Source organism: Hydrogenophaga sp. A37 (assembly GCF_002001205.1).
In the GTDB taxonomy this organism is placed as follows: Bacteria; Pseudomonadota; Gammaproteobacteria; order Burkholderiales; family Burkholderiaceae_C; genus Hydrogenophaga.
This window is the reverse complement of record NZ_MUNZ01000183.1, coordinates 1-20402: the sequence shown is the minus strand read 5'-3', so window position 1 is coordinate 20402 and position 20402 is coordinate 1. Positions and strand designations below refer to the sequence as shown.

Sequence of the window (20402 nt, the reverse complement as noted above, 5' to 3'; positions counted from 1 at the left end):
CCGGAAGCGTCCGGTATCCGACTCCGCGAATGTCCCCCGGCGGCGGGAGGCCGCCTCCTCCTTTATTTCGCTGCGTCGGACACCGAACGCTCCCGGCACCGAGGCGATGTTGGCGCACCTCGATTTTCTTTGTGTACCCATCCACTCGCGGGACGGGAGTGTCGGGTGCTTGACGCAGCGAAATAAAGGAGGAGGTGGCCGAAGGCCGCCGGGGGACATTCGCGGAGTCGAGTACCCGGCAATCCCGTCCCACACCACACAACCAGGCGCACCAAAAGAAATGGGAGCCCAAAGGCTCCCATCACATCCGTCGAAACGAAACGCTGAATCAGATCACATCGTGTCGATGAAGCTGCGCAGCTTGTCCGAACGGCTCGGGTGCTTGAGTTTGCGCACTGCCTTCGACTCGATCTGACGGATGCGCTCACGCGTCACGTCAAACTGCTTGCCCACCTCTTCCAGCGTGTGGTCGGTCGACATCTCGATGCCGAAACGCATGCGCAGCACCTTGGCTTCGCGCGGCGTCAGGCTGTCGAGGATCTCCTTCACCACCTCACGCAGACCGGCTTGCATCGCCGCCTCGATGGGTGCGGTGTTGGCCTGGTCTTCGATGAAGTCGCCCAGGTGCGAATCGTCGTCGTCGCCGATGGGCGTTTCCATCGAGATCGGCTCTTTCGCGATCTTCATGATCTTGCGGATCTTGTCCTCTGGCATCTCCATCTTCTCGGCCAGGATCGACGCATCCGGCTCGAAACCGTGTTCCTGCAAGTGCTGGCGACTGATGCGGTTCATCTTGTTGATCGTCTCGATCATGTGCACCGGGATGCGGATCGTGCGCGCTTGGTCGGCGATCGAGCGCGTGATCGCCTGGCGGATCCACCAAGTCGCGTAGGTCGAGAACTTGTAGCCGCGACGGTATTCGAACTTGTCCACCGCCTTCATCAGGCCGATATTGCCCTCCTGGATCAGGTCCAGGAACTGCAGACCACGGTTGGTGTACTTCTTCGCGATCGAGATCACGAGGCGCAGGTTGGCCTCGATCATTTCCTTCTTCGCGTCGCGCGACGTGGACTCGCCCGAGTTCATCCGCTTGTGGATGTCCTTCAGGTGCGCCAGCGGCACGACCACGCTGCTCTGGATCGTCATCAGGCCCTGCTGCAGTTCCTGGATGGGCGGGATGTTGCGCTGCATCACCACGCTCCACGGCTTGCCGGCGGCGGCCTGCTTCTCGACCCACTTCAGGTTCAGCAGGTTGGTCGGGAAGTCGGCGATGAACTTGTCCTGCGGCATGCCGCACTTGTCCACGATGATGCGGCGCAGTTCGCGCTCTTTCTTGCGCACTTCGTCCACCTGGTTGCGCATCGTGCTGCACAGCTTCTCGATGGCCTTGGCGGTGAAGCGGATCGACATCAACGTTTCCGTGATGGCGAGCTGCGTCTTCATGTAGGTTGGCGTGCCGTAGCCTTCCTTGTCGTAGGTCTTGTGCAGCTTTTCGAACTGGTTGCGCAGGGTGTCGAAGCGGGTCAGCGCTTCGCGCTTGAGTTCTTCGAGCTTGCGCGTCAGGGCTTTGGAGCCGCCCTTGCCGTCGTCGTCGTCGGCTTCGTCGTAGTCGTCGAAGTCTTCTTCGGCCACGTAATCGTCGGCCGCGTCGGCGTCAGCGAAACCGTCGACCACGGTGGAGATCACGACCTTGCCGCTGCGAATGTCTTCGGACATTGCCAGGATGTCGGCGATGGTGGCGGGCGATTCGGAGATCGCGGCCATCATGTCGTTCAGGCCGCCTTCGATGCGCTTGGCGATCTCGATTTCACCCTCGCGCGTCAGCAACTCGACCGTGCCCATCTCGCGCATGTACATGCGCACCGGGTCGGTGGTGCGGCCGAATTCCGAGTCCACCGTGGAGAGCGCCGCTTCGGCTTCTTCTTCGGCTTCTTCTTCGGTCGCGGCGGTCGGGCCGGTGTTGTTCAGCAGCAGGGTTTCGGCGTCGGGCGTCTGTTCGTAAACGGCCACGCCCATGTCGTTCAGCAGCGAGACCACCACTTCCAGCGTCTCGGCCTCGACCAGCTTGTCGGGCAGGTGGTCGTTGATTTCGCCGTGGGTCAGGTAGCCGCGCGTCTTGCCCAGCTTGATCAGGGTCTTGAGGCGTTCGCGGCGGTTCTTGGCTTCTTCTTCGGACAGGACGGTTTCGTCCAGGCCGAATTCCTTCATCAGCGCGCGCTCTTTGGCCTTGCTGATCTTCATGCGCAGCGGCTTGACCTTCTCGGTCGGCTGCGCGGTGGCGTCGACCACTTCGGCTTCGACCTCACCGCTGAGATCGTCTTCGATGTCGCTCAGATCGGCGTCGTCCAGATCGCTGCCACCCTTGGCGGCATCGGCTTTGGGCTTGCGGCCACGTTTGGCTGCCGGCTTGTCAGCAGCGTCGGCCTTGGCGGGGCGGCCGGCCTTCTTCTTGACGCCGGTGTCGGCCAATTCGGATTCGAGTTCGTCCGGCAGGGCCTTGCTCGCGGTGGTTTTTGCGGCAGGCGCCTTGACAGCGGCTTTGGGAGAGGTCTTGGGAGTCGTCACTACAGGGGCTTTCTTCGGAGGCGCTTTGGCTGGCGCTGCTTTCGCACTGGCTTGCGGTGCGGCTTTTGTGCGGGACACGACGGGCGTACTGGACTTCTTCGCAGGCATGAGGACCTCAAAAAAAATGTCAGAAAAAGAACCGGCAGGACTCACAAAAACCGACGACAAACTGCGCGGGGCAGGCCATCCACGGTGGTTTTGTCAGGCACAACGCCCATCTCTCGCCGGTGAGGATGGGCCTGCAAGCTGGGTGGGCGAACATTTGGTGTGCAGTCCTTGCGGGGTTCCGTCAGGACCGGGGCGGGTCGCTGAGGTGGCCAGGGGGATTCCCGTGTCGCCCCTGTCTGGGGGCAGGCCTGTGCCGGAGGTGCTGCTGTCGCGCTTGCGGTGCAACCCTAGATTATACCGGCGGAGTGCTTTTCAAGGCCTTGATGCGTTCATTGACCCGCTTGTAGTCTTCGTAGGCCGAGGCGTCGCCCTGTTGCACCCGCGCCGCCAGCAGCCCGGCCAGCGCCTCCAGGGCGTCGCCGCGCAGGCGGTCCATCACATCGGCCAGCTCGGCCAGCTCCAGTGCGGAGTCGGCGCCCATGGTGGCCTGCTCGACCTCGGCGCACACGAAAGCCTCGTGTTCGCTGCCGCGCAGGGCCTCTCGCATCGCGGCCCACGGCTGCGGCCCGTGCTCGTGCAACTGGGCTTCGAGCCAGGCGAACACCGGGCCGTGCGGCGCCGGCAGGTGGGCCAGCATGGCGTGGTCGTCGGCCGAAAGGCTGTCCCAGGCCTGGGCATTGGCCAGCAACAGGCCCACCGCTCGGTCGGCCCGGCTGCCGCCCGAGCGGCGCGAGCCCAGCATGCGCGGCGGTGGGGGCGGGCCTTTACGCCATTTGCTGTAACCCTTGTTGCCGTAGGAGCCCTTGGTGTAGCCGCTGTTGCCGCCGCCATACGAACCGCCGCTGGAGGGGTTGTACGACGGGGTGTAGCCACCGCCCTGCGAATCGCCGTAGCCCTGAGCGTGGCTGCCGCCGTCGTAACCGGGCTCCTGCGAGGGCGGTTGTTCGCGGTTCGCCGGGCGCTGAGCGCGCGCGCCGCCGCCGGACTGTTGCCAGAGTTGCAACAGGTCTGAACTCCCGATGCCGATGCCGTTGGCCAGCTCGGTGATCAGCTGGCGCTTGAGCGCACCGTCGGGAAGGGCGTTCCAAAGTGGGCGGGCCTGGCTGGCCATGCGGGCGCGGCCTTCGGCGCTGGTGAGGTCGCAGTCGGCGCTGGCGGCGTCGACCAGAAAGCGCGAGAGCGGCACCGCATCCTTCACGCATTGCGCAAAGGCTTCTTCGCCGTTGGCGCGGATGTAGCTGTCGGGATCGTGTTCGGCCGGCAAAAAGAGGAATTTGACGCTGCGTGTGTCGGTGGCCAGGGGCAGGGCGGCGTCGAGCGCCTTGCGCGCGGCACGCCGGCCGGCGCCGTCGCCGTCGAAGCTGAAGACCACGCTGTCGGTGAAGCGGAAGAGTTTCTGCACATGGTCGGCGGTGCAGGCGGTGCCCAGCGTGGCCACTGCGTTGGCAAAACCGAGCTGGGCCAAGGCCACCACGTCCATGTAGCCCTCGGTGACCAGCGCATAACCGGCCACGCGGATGGCGGTGCGCGCCTCAAACAGGCCATAGAGCTCGCGGCCCTTGCTGAACACCGGCGTTTCGGGCGAGTTCAGGTACTTGGGTTCGCCCTTGTCGAGCACGCGCCCGCCAAAGCCGATGTATTCGCCCTTGACGTTGCGGATCGGGAACATGATGCGGTCGCGGAAGCGGTCGTAGCGCTTCGCTTCACCGTCCTGGCCTTTTTCATCCTCGTGCGCAATCACCATGCCGGACTCGACCAGCAGCGCATCGGCGTAATCCGGGAACACGCTGGCCAGGCTGCGCCAGCCTTCGGGTGCGTAGCCCAGGCCAAAGGTTTTGGCGATCTCGCCCGAGAGGCCGCGCCCCTTGAGGTAGTCCACGGCGCGGGGAGAACCCTTGAGGTGTTTGATGTAGGCGTGGGCCGATTTTTCCAGCACGTCGTTGAGCGTCACCTGCTTCTGACGCTGCTGTGCGGCGCGCTCGCGGTCTTGCGGCGACGCGTCGTCTTCGGGCACCTGCAGGCCGGTTTGCTGGGCCAGGTCCTTCACGGCTTCGATGAAGCTCATGCCGGCGTGTTCCATCAGGAAGCCGATGGCGTTGCCGTTGGCGCCACAACCGAAGCAGTGGTAGAACTGTTTCGTGGGGCTGACACTGAACGACGGCGATTTTTCGCCGTGGAACGGGCACAGCCCCATCAGGTTGGCACCGCCTTTTTTCAATTGGACGTAGCGGCCCACCACGTCGACCACGTCGACGCGGTTGAGCAGTTCCTGGATGAAGGTCTGGGGGATGGCCACCGGGGTATTCTCCCCCACGCGTCAAGATCCACAGGAGACAGCACATGTCGAGCATCTACGACCAGGACCTGCCCCGCAACGAGGCCAACTTCGCCCCGATCTCGCCACTCTCCTTCATCGAACGCACGGCCGAGGTCTATCCGGACAAGCTGGCTGTTCTGCACGGCGCGCTGCGCCAGACCTGGGGGCAGACGTATACCCGTGCCCGCCAGCTTGCCAGCGCCCTTCAGCGCGCCGGCATCGGCAAGAACGACACGGTGGCGGTGATGCTGCCCAACACCCCACCCATGGTGGAGGCGCACTTTGGCGTGCCCATGGCCGGCGCGGTGCTGAATGCGCTCAACACCCGGTTGGACCCGGAAGCGATTGCCTTCATGCTCGATCATGGCGAGGCCAAGGCGGTGATCGTGGACCCGGAATTCGCCGGCACCATGGCCAAGGCGCTCCAGATGCGACAGCGCAGCGAGCCGCTGCTGCTGATCGATGTGGAAGATGCACTCTTCACTGGCGAATCCCGGCCGGTCGGTAGCACCACCTACGAAGCCTTTGTCGCTGGTGGCGACCCGGCTTTTGCCTGGGGCCTGCCCGCCGACGAGTGGGACGCCATTGCGCTCAACTACACCAGCGGCACCACCGGCAACCCCAAGGGCGTGGTCTACCACCACCGCGGCGCGGCCACCAACGCGATCAGCAACGTGCTCGAGTGGGACATGCCCAAACACGCGGTCTATCTCTGGACGCTGCCCATGTTCCATTGCAACGGCTGGTGCTTCCCCTGGACGGTGGCGGCGCGCGCGGGGGTGAACGTGTGCCTGCGCCGCGTGGAAGCGCAGGCGATCTTTGACGCCATGCGTGAGCATGGCGTGACGCACTACTGCGGCGCCCCCATCGTGCACGGCCTGCTGGTCAACGCCCCTGCGGCGATGAAAGAAGGCGTGCCTGCCGGCATCAAGGCCATGGTGGCGGGCGCAGCGCCACCGGCGTCGATGATCGAAGGCATGGAACAGATGGGCTTTGATCTGACCCACGTCTATGGCCTGACCGAGGTGTATGGCCCGGCCACGGTCTGCGCCAAGCACGCCGCTTGGGACGAGCTGGACATCGGTGAACGCGCACGCCTCAATGCGCGCCAGGGCGTGCGCTACCACCTGCAGCGCGACGTGCGCGTGCTCAACCCGGAGACCCTATTGCCCGTGCCGCAAGACGGCGAGACCATGGGCGAGATCATGTTCAAGGGCAACATCACCATGAAGGGTTACCTGAAGAACCCGAAGGCGACGGCGGATGCGTTTGCCGGCGGCTGGTTCCACAGCGGCGACCTGGCGGTGCAGTACCCCGACGGCTATTTCAAGATCAAGGACCGCAGCAAGGACATCATCATTTCCGGCGGCGAAAACATCTCGTCCATTGAGGTGGAAGACGTGCTGTACCGCCACCCGGATGTGCTGGCCGCGGCGGTGGTGGCGCGGCCCGACCCCAAGTGGGGCGAGACGCCGTGTGCCTTCGTGGAGCTGAAGTTCGGCGTGCACACCACGCCCGAAGACATCGTGGCGCACTGCAAGAAACACCTGGCCGGTTTCAAGGTGCCGCGGTTTGTGGTGTTTGGTGAACTGCCCAAAACCAGCACCGGAAAGATCCAGAAATTTGAACTGCGAAAAAGAGCAGGCTCGGCAACGGCCATCAACGTTTAGTCGCCGGCAACGACGCCTTCGCGCCGCGGATCGGCGCCGCCCAGCCACACCGGTTGGCCATCCTTCACACCCCGCTGGATCGCCTGCAGCCCGCTCGGCATCGGTGTTTCGCTCACCGTGTGGCCTCTCTGCTGCAGCGCTTGCACGGTGGTCGCCGGGAAGCGGCTGGCTTCGAGCATCACCGGCCCGCCCAGCGTGCCGAAATTCGGCAGGTCGATGGCGGCCTGTGGCGTCAGTCCGCCGCCGAGCGTGCCCAACAAGGTCTTGGCGGTGAAGTGAATGATGAGCGCGCCGCCTGGGCTGCCCGCGCTCATGAGCAATTGCCCGCTCGCCTTGTCAAACACCAGCGTGGGCGACATCGACGAACGCGGCCGCTTGCCCGGCTCCACCCGGTTGGCCACGGGCCGGCCTTGCATATCGGCGGGCGTGAAACTGAAATCCGTCAGCTGGTTGTTCAGCAGGAACCCGCCCTGGCGCGACGGGTCGGTCGTGACCATCAGACGCGAGCCGAAGCCGGCCTCGATGGTGGTGGTCATGGCCAGCGCGTTGCCGAAACGGTCCACGATGCTGATGTGGCTGGTGCCATATTCGCGCTGCTCGGGCATGGGTGCGTGGGCGCTGACCACCCCGCCGGGCTGGCCGGGCAGGGCCTGCGGCGCGCGCTGCGGTCCGATCAGGCGGGCGCGTTCGTCGAGATACCGCGCGTCCAGCAGGCTGCTCCAGCGGCCCGCGGGCGCGGTCACAAAGTCTGGGTCGGCCAGGTACAAGGCGCGGTCGGCGAAGGCCAGCCGCGACGCCTCCATGTAGCTGTGCAGCCAGTCCGGTCCCGGCTCGCCGCTCAGGGGCACCGCGCCCTGTGGCGCGCGCGCCAGCAGGCCCATGATCTGGCCGATGGCCACCGCGCCCGAGCTGGGCGGCGGGAAGCCGCAGATGCGCAATGCGCGTTGCAGGGCCTGGTGATCGAAACAGAGCGCCTCACGTTCTTTGGGCTGGTAGCGCCGCAGGTCGTTCGCCGAAAGTGGGCCGGGGTTCGTGGGGTGCTGCCGGACCTTGGCCACGATGGCGTTGGCCACCGGCCCCTCGTGCAGGGCGCGTGGGCCCTGCGCGGCGATCTCGCGCAGCACCGCCGCCAGTTCCGGGTTCTTCAGCACATGGCCCATCGGGTGCGGCTGGCCGTCGGCGCGGTAGAAATAGGCGGCGGCCACCGGGTCGGCCTTGAGCGCCGTCTCGGACTGCAACAGGCTGTGAAGTCGGGGGCTGACCGCAAAGCCCTGTTCGGCCAAGGTGATCGCTGGTTCAAACAGCTTGGCCCAGGTCAGCTTGCCGTGCTGCCGGTGCGCCAGTGCCAGCATGGCCACCGCGCCAGGCGTGCCCACCGAGCGTCCGCCGACCACCGCTTCCATGAATGGCAGTGGCTGGCCGTCGGTGCCCATGAACAGCTTGCCATCTGCAGCCGTGGGCGCGGTCTCGCGACCGTCGTAGGCCTGCACGCGCTGGCCGTCGTGGTGCAGCAGGAAGGCGCCGCCGCCGATGCCGCTTGATTGCGGCTCCACCAGGGTCAGCACCATCTGCACGGCGATGGCGGCGTCGACCGCGCTGCCGCCCGCGCGCAACACCTGGGCGCCAGCGTCCGCAGCCAAGGGGTTGGCGGCGGCCACGGCCTCTCTGTGCATGGTCCATCCGGGCTTGGGCGTCCAGCCCGAGGCCGATTCCGGCTGCTGGCTTGCGGCGGGGGGTTGGTAGCGCCAACCTGGGTCGGACGGTGTGCTGCAGGCTGCGAGCAGCCCGGCCGCCAGACAGAAGGCGGAGAAGGCCGGTGCTGCGCGCCACCGGAGCCATGTCGTTGGGCGTGTCATGTGTGTTGCCTCCAGTTGTGATCGGCGGGCTGTGCTTGCCCAGGATCAAACAAATTGTTACTTGTATGGAGTATGTTGGTTCTGAAGGTGGGTCGGTTCCCGCCTCAGAGCCTCAGGAGATTAGATGACATTCACCACTGCGCAGGGCGATGCCCCTGCTTCCTTCGTTGCGGGGTTGCGCGCGGTCGTGCAGACCCTGCCGCAACTGACCGTGGCGCAGGAGTGGCAGCGCCATCAGCCCATCGTGAACCTGCGAGAGGCCTTGCAACAGCTGCGGCTGCTGGACGATGCCACGTTGCGCCAGTTGGAAGTCGAGGACCCGGACTTGTTGCGCTCGCGCTCGGGCGAACTGGTGCAGCGCCTTCTGCTGACCGACGACGAGTTGCACCGCGCCCTGGCGCGCGTGGCTGGCGTGGTGGAGGTCGAGGTCCTGGGTTTCGATGTGGATGCCAAGGCCTTTGACGTGCTGCCCTTGCGCAAGGCGCAGGCGCTGCATGTGGTGCCGCTGGGCATGGCCAACGAACAGTTCGTGGTGGCGTCGTGCGCGCCGACCAGTGACAACCTGCACCAGCAACTGCGCACGCTGACCGGTCATTCGGTGGCGTTGGTCTGGGCCAGCGGCGAGGCGATCGAGCGCCGGCTGGAGGTGCAGAGCCGCGCCGAGCACGCGGCACAGGCCCGACACGCGCCCACGGTCGTGGATGAGGTGCATCGCACACTCATTCCGGCCGGGAGCGGTGAACACGGTGACCGCGTGCTGGTGGACGATCTGGTGATGCAGGCCATGGTGGAGTTGGGCAGCGGCGCCGAGGCCGAACAGCTGGCCTCGGCCAGCGAGTCGGCCGGCATGGTGCGCCTGGTCAACGAGATGATTACCGAGGCGCAGCGCCTGCATGCATCCGACATCCACATCGAGACCAACCCGGGCGAGGCGCTGACCGCGATCCGGTTCCGCCGCGATGGCGATCTGGAGCCCTATCTCTGGCTGCCGGCGAAGCTGCGCGGGCCGCTGGTGTCGCGCATCAAGATCATGGCGCGGCTGGACATCGCCGAGCGCCGTCGTCCGCAAGACGGCAAGATCGATTTCTCCGAATTCGGCGGCAAGGCGCTGGAACTGCGCGTGGCGGTGATGCCCACGCACGACGGGCTGGAAGACGTGGTGCTGCGCCTGCTTGAGTCTGCCAAGCCGCTGCCGCTCTCGCGGCTGGGCCTGCAACCGCGCGACCTGGAGACCATCGCCGGTTTCTCGCAGCGCAGCTTCGGCATGGTGCTGGCCGTGGGCCCGACCGGTTCGGGAAAAACCACCACGCTGCACTCCATGCTGGCCGAGGTGAACACGGCCGAGCGAAAAATATGGACCGCCGAAGACCCGATCGAGATCACCCAGCCTGGGCTGCGCCAGGTGCAGATGAACGCCAAGATCGGCCTGACCTTTGCGAGCGCGATGCGCAGCTTCCTGCGCGCCGACCCGGACATCATCATGATTGGCGAGATCCGCGATGCGGAGACGGCCAAGATCGCCATCGAGGCTTCGCTCACCGGCCACCTGGTGCTGTCGACCCTGCACACCAACAACGCCAGCGAGAGCGTGGTGCGCTTGCTGGACCTGGGCATGGACCCGATGAACTTTGCCGACTCGCTGCTGGGGCTGGTGGCGCAGCGGCTCGTGCGCGGCCTGTGCCCGCACTGCGCGCAGCCCAGCGCGATGGACGAAACGGCCTGGACGGCTTTGCTGGAGGAGTACCGGGAGGGCAGCGCCCTCAGCCTGCCGCAGGCCCAGGCCCGGCTGCTCGAAGCCGCGGGCGTGGCCACTCCCGGCGAGGTGCAGGTTCGCCACGCGGTGGGATGCGAGCATTGCGGCAGCAAGGGCTACAAGGGGCGCATGGGCGTCTACGAAATCCTGCAGAACAGCCGCGGCATCAAGCTGCTGATCCAGAACCGCGCACGGCCCAGCGACATCTTCGACGCCGCCGTGAGCGAAGGCATGCGCAGCCTGCGCCACGACGCGCTGGAGAAAGTGGTGCAAGGCCGCATCGACCTCAAGCAGGCGCGGCTGGCCTACCGCTGAGCCCGGTTTTTCGAGACAGCTGCAAGTGCTTCATACCGCTTTGAAGGCGAATCGGTATTGGTCTTCCATGGCGCCGGAGAGCGATCCCTGCGCATGAAATGGTGCCACCCAGGGCACCGCCGGGCCGGCTCTGCCGGACGGCCAGTGCCACCCCCCTTGAGGGGGGTGACGCGAAGCGGCGCGGGGGGTGTTCCGTCTCAGCGCGGCGCCAGGCGGATGGCGCCGTCCAGGCGAATCACTTCACCGTTGAGCATGTCGTTTTCGAAGATGTGTTTGGCCAGCTTGGCGTAGTCCTGCGGCGTGCCCAGGCGGCTGGGGAAGGGCACGCTGGCGGCCAGGGCGTCCTGCACCTCTTGTGGCATGCCGAACAGCATGGGCGTGCCGAAGATGCCGGGGGCAATGGTCATGTTGCGGATGCCGTTGCGCGACAGGTCGCGCGCGATGGGCAGCGTCATGCCGACCACGCCACCCTTGGACGCCGCGTAGGCGGCCTGGCCGATCTGGCCGTCGTAGGCCGCGACGCTGGCGGTGCTGATCATCACGCCGCGTTCGCCGGTGGCTTCGGGTTCGTTCTTGCACATGGCTTCCGAGGCCAGGCGAATCATGTTGAAACTGCCGACCAGGTTGACCATGATGGTCTTGGTGTACACGGCCAGCGAGTGGGCGCCGTTCTTGCCCACGGTCTTTTCGGCCGGCGCGATGCCCGCGCAGTTGACCAGGCCCATGAGCTTGCCCATCGACACGGCCTTGGCCACCACGGCCTGGCCGTCGGCCTCGCTGCTCACGTCGCACTTCACGAAGGCACCGCCGATGTCCTTGGCGACCGCTTCGCCTTTTTCAGCCTGCATGTCGGCGATGACGACCGTGCCGCCGTTCGCGGCCAGCATGCGCGCCGTGCCTTCGCCCAGGCCCGATGCGCCGCCGGTGACGATGAAAACCTTGCCTTGAATGTCCATGGGTGTGCTCCTCAGAAGTTGAGTTGACGTTGACGTAAACGTCAATTATCACCCACGGCGTTCGGCTGGTCTCAGGCTGCAGGGAGTTCGAGGGTGACATCGGTGCCCCGGCCCGGTTCGCTGGACACGTGCAGCCAGCCGCCGTGCAGATCGACGATGCGCTTCACGATCGCCAGGCCCAGGCCTTTGCCGCCTTCGCCGGTGGCGGGCGCCACGCTGGAGCGGCTTTGGTAGAAGCGGTCGAAGAGGTGGGGAATGTCTTGCGCCGCAATGCCCGAGCCGTTGTCGCTCACCCGGACCGTGACCACCTCGCCGTGCGCGCCGGTGTGGTGGTCGGCGCTCAGCTGGATCACGTTGCCGCTGCCCGAGAACTTGAGCGCGTTGTCCACCAAGTTGGCCAGCGCGCGCTCGAACAACTCGATGTCCACCGCCGCGAGCGCGGGGCGTTGCGCGGCGTCGGGGGCTTCGGCCATCTGCAGGCGGATGCCCCGAAGGCGCGCGCGCTCGGCAAAACGCATGACCACGTCGTCCAGCAGCTCGCCCAGGTCCAGCACTTCGGTGTTGAGCTGGAAGGCGGGTTCGTCCAGGCGGGCCAGATCGCCCAGGCTTTGAACGAGGCGCGCGGCGTTGTGCGTGTTGCGCAAGGCCACCGCGACCAGCCGGCGGTCTTCGTCGCGGGTGGCGTCGCCAGACCAGCGGGCGTCGAGGGTTTCGAGGCAGGCGGTGGTGGCGGTCAGCGGCGAACGCAGATCGTGCGAGAGGTTGCTCACGCCCTCGCGGCGAAAGTGGTCCAGGCGCCGCAGCGTGCTCCATTGCCGCCGCAGGGTCTGGAGCATCGCGTCGATGCCACGCGCGAGCTGGCCGAATTCATCGTGGCCTTTCGCGTCGGGCAGGTCGAGCGACGGCCCCGGCCCCTCCGGGTCGGTCGAGGCCATGTCGTCGAGCCCTTGCTGCGTGACCCGACCGACGGATCGCGTGAGGCGGGCCAGCGGGCGCGTGATGGCGGCGGTGGCCCAGGTGGCGAGCAGGGTGGCGAAGGCCACCACCGCGAGCACCATCAGCAAGGCGGGCTGGGACAGCGTGCTGCGCAGCGCCGCCATGCGCCCCTCGCCGAAGGTGCGGGGGCGCGACACCAGATACAGGTAGCCATCGACGGGCCGGTTGGGTTGTATGGCGGCGTGGCGAAGCGGGCGCGCCGCGATGACCACCCGCTTGTCCATGTGCTCGGGGTCGTCGCCCAGCACATAGGGCATGGGCGTGTCGCCAGCGGCCTCCAACACTGGCCCGATGCGCACCTTGAAACCCGGCGCGAGTTGGGCCTTTCCGGTGGAACTGAGCACGGTGCCTTGCGTGTCCAGCAGGTAGAGCTGGGTGTCGGGTTCATAGAGCACCAGGTTGGCGAGGAAGTCGTCGAAGTCTTCGCCAAACCGCGCCCGCATGCCCAGCAGGTCGTTGTGCTGTATGACCACGCGCTTCAGAAAAGCGTCGGCGCGGTAGTAGGCCGACTCGTGTTCGAAACGCTCGTAGGCCAGCACGATGGCAAACACCACGCCCAGTGCGGTGAACAGGCCGGTGAGGAAGATCGTGAGGGCGATCTTGGCGCGAACCTTCATGGCCAGAGGCTAAGCGTTTTTTGAACGGGGCCGAGCAACGCCTCAAAACGCGCTCGATCAAGGCGCAAAACACAGCCATGGCTCGTGCTATGGCGCGCGTTTGCAGAGACTAGCGGGTGTGTTTTGGGGTGGTGAGCGGACATGTGCGAAAGACGCTTTGCCTCTTAGTGCCCCGGGCGTTCGCGCATCTTGTAGCCAGCGCCGCGCACGGTGAGGATGAAGTCCGGACGCAGCGGGTCGGCCTCCAGCTTCGCGCGCAGGCGGTTGATGTGCGTCGTCACCGTGTGTTCGTAGCCGTCGTGGGTGTAGCCCCAGACAGCGTTGAGCAGCTGCCCGCGTGAAAACACGTGGCCCGGGTGCTGGGCGAAATACAGCAGGAGGTCGAACTCCAGCGCCGTGAAATCGAGGTTCACGCCGCGCACCCGGGCCAGGCGTTTGACAGGCTGAATCTCCAGTTCGCCGTTGACCAGCGACGCACCGGCATCCGCTGCCTGACCCTGGGCCGCTTGCGCCGCGCGCAGCAGCTCCGAGCGGCGCAACAGTGCCTTGACGCGCGCCAGCAGTTCGGCGATGGAAAAGGGTTTGGTGAGGTAGTCGTCGGCGCCCAGCTCCAGGCCCAGCACCCGGTCGAGCTCGGTGGACTTGGCGGTCAGCATCAGGATGGGGGTGTGGTCGCCGCGCGCGCGCAAGGTCTTGCACACCTCCAGCCCGTCCAGGCCCGGCATCATCAGGTCGAGCACCAGCAGGTCGTGGCCGGCTTCGGTCTGCAGCGCCAGCGCCGACGGTCCGTCGCGGGTTTCGCTCACGCCATAGCCGGCACCGCGCAAGTTCAGGGCCAGCAGGTCCCGGATGTCGGTCTGGTCCTCGGCGATCAGGATCTGCTTCATGGCGTTCATGGGGATGGGTCCGCTGCGTGAGCGCTTTCTTACCCGATTGTTATCGAAATGTGATCTTTCGATAGCGGGCTGTGATCTGGGCTGACCACAGTGGAGGCATCCCATCCGAACCGGAGCCCGCCATGAACACCGCCCCACTGTCTTCCTTGTCAAACCCCCTCGTGGGCGGTGTCTGCTGGAACGAGATGGTGAGCCACCGCAGTTATCTGATCCGGTTTGCCCAGCGCAAGCTGCACGATCCGATGCTGGCCGAAGACCTGGTTCACGACGTGTTCGAGGCGGTGATGTCCGGCTGCGCCGCGTTCTCTGGCCGCAGCGCGCTGCGCAGCTGGCTCACCGGCATTCTGAAAAACAAGCTGGTGGACCTGATCCGGGACCGCGCCCGGTACCACGAGATGGACGCCGACACCGAAGACGACGAGGCCCTGCAGTTCGAATGCGCCGCCGCCCGCCCGGATGAGCTGGCCGAGCACCGCGAGCGCCTGGCCCTGACCTTGGCGAGCATCGAAAGACTGCCAAAAGCGCTGCGCGACGTGATGCAGTGGCGCGTGCTGCACGACGAGGCCACCGAGGTGGTGTGCGAGCGCCTGGCGATCAGCCAGGACAGCCTGTTCGTGCGCCTGCACCGGGCACGCAAACTGTTGAATTGACCCACCCCCATCGCTTGTTCGCTGCGCGTAACCGCTCTGCCCCTCAAGGGGCAATGCGAGCGGCCTGGCAAAGCCAGTTCCGCCGCATTCTTGATTTGGCCGCGCGCGCCGGACAGGTGTGGATCTTTAGACAGTAATTCGTTCCAGAACGCGGTGGAACCGGCTCCGCCGGGCCACTCGCGTTGTCCCCCCTCCGGGGGGAAGCCGCGAAGCGGCGCAGGGGGGAGGTTACTTGTACCCCACGCGGTCCAGCATCTGCTGCACCTTGGTCATGTTCTTCGCCACCACGCCCAGCGGAATCTGCTCGGCTTTGAAGTTGTCGCCGCCCATGGCCGTGATGGCCGGGTTGGCGACTTTCAGGCCCTTGACCGCGGGGAACTCGTTGTTGCCGTTGGCGAAGTAGTCCTGGGCGAAGGGGCTGGCCAGGAACTCCATGAAGACGATGGCGTTGTCGTGGTTCTTGGCGTGTTTGGCCATGGCCGCCCCGGCGATGTTGACGTGGGTGCCGGTGGTGCCCTGGTTCGGGAACACCACGCGCACCTTTTCCATGGCCGAGCGCTCGTCCGGCTTGTCCGACTTGATCAGGCGCGCCAGGTAGTAGGTGTTGGTCAGCGCCACGCCGCATTCGCCCGAGGCCACGGCCTTGACTTGGTCGGTGTCGCCGCCCTTGGGCGCGCGCGCCATGTTGTCCACCACGCCCTTGAGCCAGGCCTCGCCCTTGGCGTCGCCCAGGCGCTCGACCACGGTGGCGAAAAGCGACAGGTTGTAGGGATGCGAGCCTGAACGGGTACAGACCAGGCCCTTGAGTTTGGGGTCGGCCAACTGCTCATAGGTGGCCACGTCGGCGGCCTTCACGCGCAGCGGGTCGTACACGATCACACGGGCGCGGGTCGAGAAACCGGTCCAGGTCACGCCGTCCTTGGTGGCGTCGGCGCGCAGGTTGGCGGGGATGGCTGCGTCCAGCTTGGCCGACTTGAACGGTTGGAACAGGCCCTGGCTGTCGGCCGAGGCCATGCGCGCGGCGTCCACCAGCAAGATCACGTCGGCCGGCGAAGCGGCGCCCTCGGCGCGCAGGCGCGCCACGATGCCGGCGTCGTCCGCATCCACGCGGTTGATCTTGATGCCGGTGGTCTTGGTGAAGTTGTCGTACATCGCCTCATCGGTCTGGTAGTGGCGGGCCGAGTAGAGGTTGAGCACCTTGTCCTGGGCCTGGGCGTTCAGGGCGGCGGCGCTGGCGGCCAGGATCAGCGTGAGGGAAGCAAGCTTTTTCATGGGGGCTTTCTGAGAGACGGACATGGACAATGTGACGGCTGGACCAAGGGCACCGTGCCCTTGGATGGCCATGGAATCGATGCTAACAGAAATGCGAATAGTTCTTGATAAGCTTTGTTTGATCTGGGTCAACACCCGTTTTCGTTGGGCCTTGCCGTGGGCCGCGCTCGTGTTGGCGGGTTGCAGTACCCCGCCCACCGTGCCACCGCCGACGGTGCCGCCACCCGTGGTGGAGATGCCCCAGCGTGCGCCGCGCCTGGGCTTGGCGCTGGGTGGAGGCGCCGCGCGTGGCTTCGCACACGTGGGCGTGATCCAGGTTCTGGAGGCCAATGGCATCCACCCCGACGTGATCGCCGGCACCTCGGCTGGCAGCCTGGTGGCCGCGCTGTACGCCAGCGGCAAAGACGCCGCCGAGCTGGAACGGGCAGCCCTGAGCATGGACGAAGCCACCCTCACCGACTGGATCCTCCCGCTGGTCAGCCGCGGCATGCTGCGCGGCGAAGCGCTGGCGCGTTACGTGCGTCAGGCCGTGGGCGGCAAGCTGATCGAGCAGATGAAGCTGCCGCTCGGCATCCTCGCCACCGATCTCGGCACAGGGCAGGGCGTGCTGTTCCGGCGCGGCGACGCGGCGCAGGCCGTGCGCGCGTCCAGCGCCGTGCCCGGGCTGTTCAACCCGGTGGCCATCGCGGGGCGCGAATACGTGGACGGCGGTCTGGTCGCTCCTGTGCCAGTGCGCCAGGTCCGAGAGATGGGGGCCGAGGTGGTGCTGGCGGTGGACATTTCGGCCGACCCGCAGGACCTGCCGTCCAACGGTCTGTTGAGCTTGCTGCCCAAAACCACGGCCATCATGGGCCAGAGCATCAACCGGCTGGAGCTGGCCGGGGCCAATGTGGTGGTGCGACCCGCGTTGGCGGGTGTGGGCAGCGCCGATTTCGCTTCGCGCCAACGCAGCATCGATGCAGGGCGGGCGGCGATGCTGGTGGCCCTGCCGCACCTCAAGACCGAGCTGGCCAGGTCACGCGCACTTGCGAGCCGATGAGGGGTGCCCTGAGCGGCGGCCATAAAAAAAGCCCCGGCCTTGCGGCTGGGGCTTAAGGGGTCCGATGAAACCGAATTTCGAAAAGGACCCGAGGAGACAACCAGAAAAACCGGTCTTGGAATCCAAGCCCGCCTTTCGAGGTCGAAGCTTGATCTTCCGATGTTTGAATCATGCCGGCTTTGATGGAAGTCAAAGCCGACACGAACGGGGCAAAGCCCCGTCAACTCAACGCTTCTTGGCAGCGGCCTTGGTGGCGGTGACGGCTTGGGACGTCACGGTGTTGAAGTTGGTTTCGGCCATTTCGGTGGCTTGCTTGACAGCCTTTTGCACCGATTCCATGGCGTTGTTGGCGGCGGACACGGCGCTCTTCATCACGGCCACGGCGGACTCGGAACCGGCGGGAGCGTTCTTGGCGGCGTTGTCGACCACGGACATGAATTTCTTCTGTGCGTCAGCGGCCTGGGCTTCAGCGGCCTTGCCGAATTCTGCGGTGGTGCCCGAAGCGATGTCGTACAGGTGACGGCTGTAGGCCACGGTCTTCTCGGCCAGGGGCTGCATCAGGCTGGCTTGCAGCGTCAGCAGTTCCTGGGCGTCCTTGACGGACAGCATGGCTTGCGTGCTGTTGGCCGACTCGGACAGGGCGGCCTTCGTGGCTTGCACGTTCAGCTCAACCAGCTTTTCCACGCCTTCGAAGGCTTTCTGGGTCAGGCCGAAAATGGTTTCGATGTTGGCTTTCTGGGCGGCAACGATTTGTTCAGCGGTCAGCATGTGATTACTCCATTAAATACAAAAAGGGGACAGAGGGCTTAGTTGAGAGCTGCTCTGGAACTTCGCGCTGTCTCGACGCTGTTGTTCTCGTTCGCTTTGCTGCACTGCAACATGGTTTGAATTATAGGGACAACCCGCGCCGGTGCAAGTGGTTTTTGTTGCGCTGCAGCATTCTAGGGGCCATTTTCTAAATGGCGCCGGACCCGCCGGGATTCATCGGGACGACACAATGGCTCCTCCCGCCAGAGTTCTGCCCGTGCAAGTCTTTTACGCCGACCACTTCATCCTGCCGCTGCCCGCCGGCCACCGTTTCCCCATGGCCAAGTACGGTCGCCTGCGGGAGCGCCTGGCGGCCGAGTGGCCCGCCATCCAGCTCGGCCAGGCGCTGCCAGCCAGCGACGGGGAACTGGCCCTGGTGCACACGCCGGCCTACATCGGCGCCATCCAGCACGGCACGCTGCCCCCGGTGGCTCAGCGCGAGATTGGCTTTCCCTGGAGCCCTGCCATGGCCGAGCGCGCCCGGCGGTCGGTGGGCGCGACCATCCAGGCCTGCCGCGCAGCGATGTCGGGTGATGGCATGGCCGCCAACATCGCCGGGGGTACGCACCACGCCTACGCCGACAAGGGCAGTGGTTTCTGCGTCTTCAACGATGTGGCGGTGGCTGCCCGTCTGATGCAGGCCGAACACGCGCGCACCCACCGCGCCCGTGGACCGTTGCGCGTGGCCATCGTCGACCTGGATGTGCACCAGGGCAACGGCACCGCGCACATCTTTGCGAACGATTCCTCGGTGTTCACTCTCTCGCTGCACGGCGAGAAAAATTTTCCCTTCCGCAAGGAGCCCAGCGACCTGGATGTGGAGCTGCCTGACGGCACCGGCGATGCGGTCTACCTGGAGGCGCTGGAGCGTGCGCTCGACGAACTCGAGCGCCGCTTCGAGCCCGACCTCGTGATCTATCTGGCCGGCGCCGACCCCCACGAGGGCGACCGTTTGGGGCGCCTGAAGCTCACATTTGACGGGCTGGAAGCGCGTGACCGGCGGGTGATGGACTGGGCCTGGCAGCGCCGTCGGCCGCTGGCCTTTGCCATGGCGGGCGGCTACGGCACCGACATGGAGGCCACCGTGCAGGCCCAAGTGAACACCTACCGTGTGGCCTTGCAATACCAGGCGCGCTGGGCGGCGCGGTCGTCCACCGAAACCGGCACGGCGGTGACACCCGCTTGAACGCTGAGCAGGCAGAATCCGCCGCCATGAACGCTTCTGCCCGCCCACAGGCTCAACCCCGTGACCACTACCGTGTGTTCCGCTCCATCGGCACGCGCTGGATGGACAACGACGTCTACGGCCACGTCAACAACGTCGTCTACTACAGCTGGTTCGACACGGCGGTCAACGCCTGGCTGATTGAGCGGGGCGCGCTGGACATCCACGGTGGTAGCGTGATCGGACTGGTGATCGAGACGCAGTGCAACTACTTTGCGCCACTGTCCTTTCCGCAGACCGTCGAGGCGGGACTGCGCGTGGCGCACCTGGGCTCGTCCAGCGTGCGCTACGAGGTCGGCCTGTTTGCGCAGGGTGAACCGTTGGCGGCCGCTTGCGGCCACTTCGTGCATGTGTATGTGGACCGCGAGACGCGCCGGCCGGCGCCGCTGCCCGAGGTGCTCAAGACCACGTTGCAGACCATCGCCTGACCACCGGCCTGCAGGCGCCCAGGCGGCTTGCCATAATTGACGTTTACGTCAACGTCAAACACAGGAGATCCCATGAGTCAGAACCCACCGACGACAGCCCCCGTGATCGACGCGGCCAGTGTCGACGCGGCCATCACCAGCCGCCTGTCGGCCCGGGCTTTCCTGTCCCAGCCGGTGGCGAGAGAGACCATCGAACACCTTCTGAACGTGGCCAGCCGCGCGCCCTCGGGCACCAACACCCAGCCCTGGAAGGTCTATGTGTTGCAGGGCCAGAGCCGCGACACCTTGGTCGAGACGTGCTGCGCCGCGCACGACGCGCTGCGCGCCGACCCGTCGCTGGCCGAGCAGTACCGCGAGGAATACGACTACTACCCTGAAAAGTGGGTCAGCCCCTACATCGACCGCCGCCGCGAGAACGGCTGGAGTCTTTACGGCCTGCTGGGCATCACCAAAGGCGACAAAGACAAGATGCACGCGCAGCACCAGCGCAACTTCAAATTCTTCGACGCGCCCGTGGGGCTGATGTTCACGCTGGACAAGGTGATGGGCCGGGGCTCGCTGGTGGACTACGGCATGTTCCTGCAGAGCATCATGGTCGCCGCCCGCGGCCACGGCCTGCACACCTGCCCGCAGGCCGCTTGGAACGGCTTTGCCAAGATCATCCTGCCGCACATCGGCGCGGGAGAGAACGAGATGCTGGTCTGCGGCATGGCGCTGGGTTATGCCGATCCGACCGATCCGGTCAACGGTTTTCACACCCCGCGCGAACCGGTGGCGAGCTTCACGCACTGGAGGGATTGACCCGCCAAATCACCTGATCGAAAGGGTGGCGGTTGACCATCCAAGGCCAGCGCGGAACCGGCTTTGCCGGGCCGCTGCTGGCGCCCCCTGGGGGGTGACGCCGCAGGCGGCGCAGGGGGGGGCATCAATTG

The 20402-nt window shown here is 65.9% G+C and carries 15 protein-coding genes; 7 read left to right on the top strand and 8 right to left on the bottom strand.

Features of this window, described 5'->3' with window-relative positions:
* Nucleotides 1-333: 333 nt before the first annotated feature.
* Together rpoD and dnaG are read right to left on the bottom strand one after the other, a co-directional pair.
* On the bottom strand, nucleotides 334-2673 hold the full coding sequence (rpoD, locus tag B0E41_RS24290; RefSeq protein WP_077335369.1) for an RNA polymerase sigma factor RpoD: 2340 nt from the start codon (nucleotides 2671-2673) through the stop codon (nucleotides 334-336).
* A 292-nt stretch (nucleotides 2674-2965) separates the two neighbouring features.
* Nucleotides 2966-4969, bottom strand: coding sequence for a DNA primase (dnaG, locus tag B0E41_RS24285; protein WP_077335367.1), 2004 nt, complete (start codon nucleotides 4967-4969; stop codon nucleotides 2966-2968).
* Nucleotides 4970-5013: 44 nt separating this feature from the next.
* On the opposite strand from dnaG, the gene B0E41_RS24280 reads away from it, so the two are divergent.
* Nucleotides 5014-6660: an acyl-CoA synthetase gene (locus tag B0E41_RS24280; RefSeq protein WP_077335365.1), complete on the top strand. Its 1647-nt coding sequence runs from the start codon at nucleotides 5014-5016 to the stop codon at nucleotides 6658-6660.
* Here the strand turns inward: B0E41_RS24280 and B0E41_RS24275 are convergent.
* Entirely contained in the window at nucleotides 6657-8516 is a 1860-nt protein-coding gene (locus tag B0E41_RS24275; protein WP_077335363.1) for a gamma-glutamyltransferase family protein, read from the bottom strand. The genes B0E41_RS24280 and B0E41_RS24275 overlap by 4 nt on opposite strands.
* Nucleotides 8517-8640: 124 nt before the next feature.
* Here B0E41_RS24275 and B0E41_RS24270 point away from each other — a divergent pair, with 124 nt between their 5' ends.
* A complete protein-coding gene (locus B0E41_RS24270; RefSeq protein WP_077335361.1) occupies nucleotides 8641-10584 on the top strand; it encodes a GspE/PulE family protein in 1944 nt (647 codons plus the stop codon).
* A gap of 197 nt (nucleotides 10585-10781) precedes the next feature.
* On the opposite strand, the gene B0E41_RS24265 is transcribed toward B0E41_RS24270, so the two are convergent.
* From B0E41_RS24265 to B0E41_RS24255, 3 genes are all read right to left on the bottom strand, one after another.
* Complete coding sequence (locus tag B0E41_RS24265; RefSeq protein WP_077335359.1) at nucleotides 10782-11540, bottom strand: 3-hydroxyacyl-CoA dehydrogenase; 759 nt, start codon at nucleotides 11538-11540, stop codon at nucleotides 10782-10784.
* A gap of 71 nt (nucleotides 11541-11611) precedes the next feature.
* Nucleotides 11612-13153 (bottom strand): HAMP domain-containing sensor histidine kinase, encoded by a 1542-nt coding sequence (locus B0E41_RS24260; RefSeq protein ID WP_077335357.1) that lies wholly within the window; start codon nucleotides 13151-13153, stop codon nucleotides 11612-11614.
* 164 nt (nucleotides 13154-13317) lie between these two features.
* Nucleotides 13318-14049, bottom strand: coding sequence for a response regulator transcription factor (locus B0E41_RS24255; protein WP_077335355.1), 732 nt, complete (start codon nucleotides 14047-14049; stop codon nucleotides 13318-13320).
* Between the two features lie 122 nt (nucleotides 14050-14171).
* Here B0E41_RS24255 and B0E41_RS24250 point away from each other — a divergent pair, with 122 nt between their 5' ends.
* The gene (locus B0E41_RS24250) at nucleotides 14172-14699 is read left to right on the top strand and encodes a sigma-70 family RNA polymerase sigma factor (protein ID WP_077335353.1); all 528 of its coding nucleotides are present in this window, start codon (nucleotides 14172-14174) and stop codon (nucleotides 14697-14699) included.
* A gap of 228 nt (nucleotides 14700-14927) precedes the next feature.
* Here B0E41_RS24250 and B0E41_RS24245 read toward each other — a convergent pair whose 3' ends face one another.
* Nucleotides 14928-15971: an extracellular solute-binding protein gene (locus B0E41_RS24245; RefSeq protein ID WP_077335352.1), complete on the bottom strand. Its 1044-nt coding sequence runs from the start codon at nucleotides 15969-15971 to the stop codon at nucleotides 14928-14930.
* A gap of 199 nt (nucleotides 15972-16170) precedes the next feature.
* Here B0E41_RS24245 and B0E41_RS24240 point away from each other — a divergent pair, with 199 nt between their 5' ends.
* A complete protein-coding gene (locus B0E41_RS24240; RefSeq protein WP_363352590.1) occupies nucleotides 16171-17010 on the top strand; it encodes a patatin-like phospholipase family protein in 840 nt (279 codons plus the stop codon).
* Nucleotides 17011-17235: 225 nt separating this feature from the next.
* Here B0E41_RS24240 and B0E41_RS24235 read toward each other — a convergent pair whose 3' ends face one another.
* The gene (locus B0E41_RS24235; protein WP_077335348.1) at nucleotides 17236-17778 is read right to left on the bottom strand and encodes a phasin family protein; all 543 of its coding nucleotides are present in this window, start codon (nucleotides 17776-17778) and stop codon (nucleotides 17236-17238) included.
* A 256-nt stretch (nucleotides 17779-18034) separates the two neighbouring features.
* Between B0E41_RS24235 and B0E41_RS24230 the strand changes: the two genes are divergently transcribed.
* The 3 genes from B0E41_RS24230 (at nucleotide 18035) to B0E41_RS24220 (ending at nucleotide 20271) form a co-directional block, all read left to right on the top strand.
* The gene (locus B0E41_RS24230) at nucleotides 18035-19003 is read left to right on the top strand and encodes a histone deacetylase (RefSeq protein ID WP_171984866.1); all 969 of its coding nucleotides are present in this window, start codon (nucleotides 18035-18037) and stop codon (nucleotides 19001-19003) included.
* A gap of 26 nt (nucleotides 19004-19029) precedes the next feature.
* The gene (locus tag B0E41_RS24225) at nucleotides 19030-19470 is read left to right on the top strand and encodes a thioesterase family protein (RefSeq protein WP_077335344.1); all 441 of its coding nucleotides are present in this window, start codon (nucleotides 19030-19032) and stop codon (nucleotides 19468-19470) included.
* Between the two features lie 72 nt (nucleotides 19471-19542).
* On the top strand, nucleotides 19543-20271 hold the full coding sequence (locus B0E41_RS24220; protein WP_077335342.1) for a nitroreductase: 729 nt from the start codon (nucleotides 19543-19545) through the stop codon (nucleotides 20269-20271).
* The last annotated feature ends 131 nt before the right edge of the window (nucleotides 20272-20402 follow it).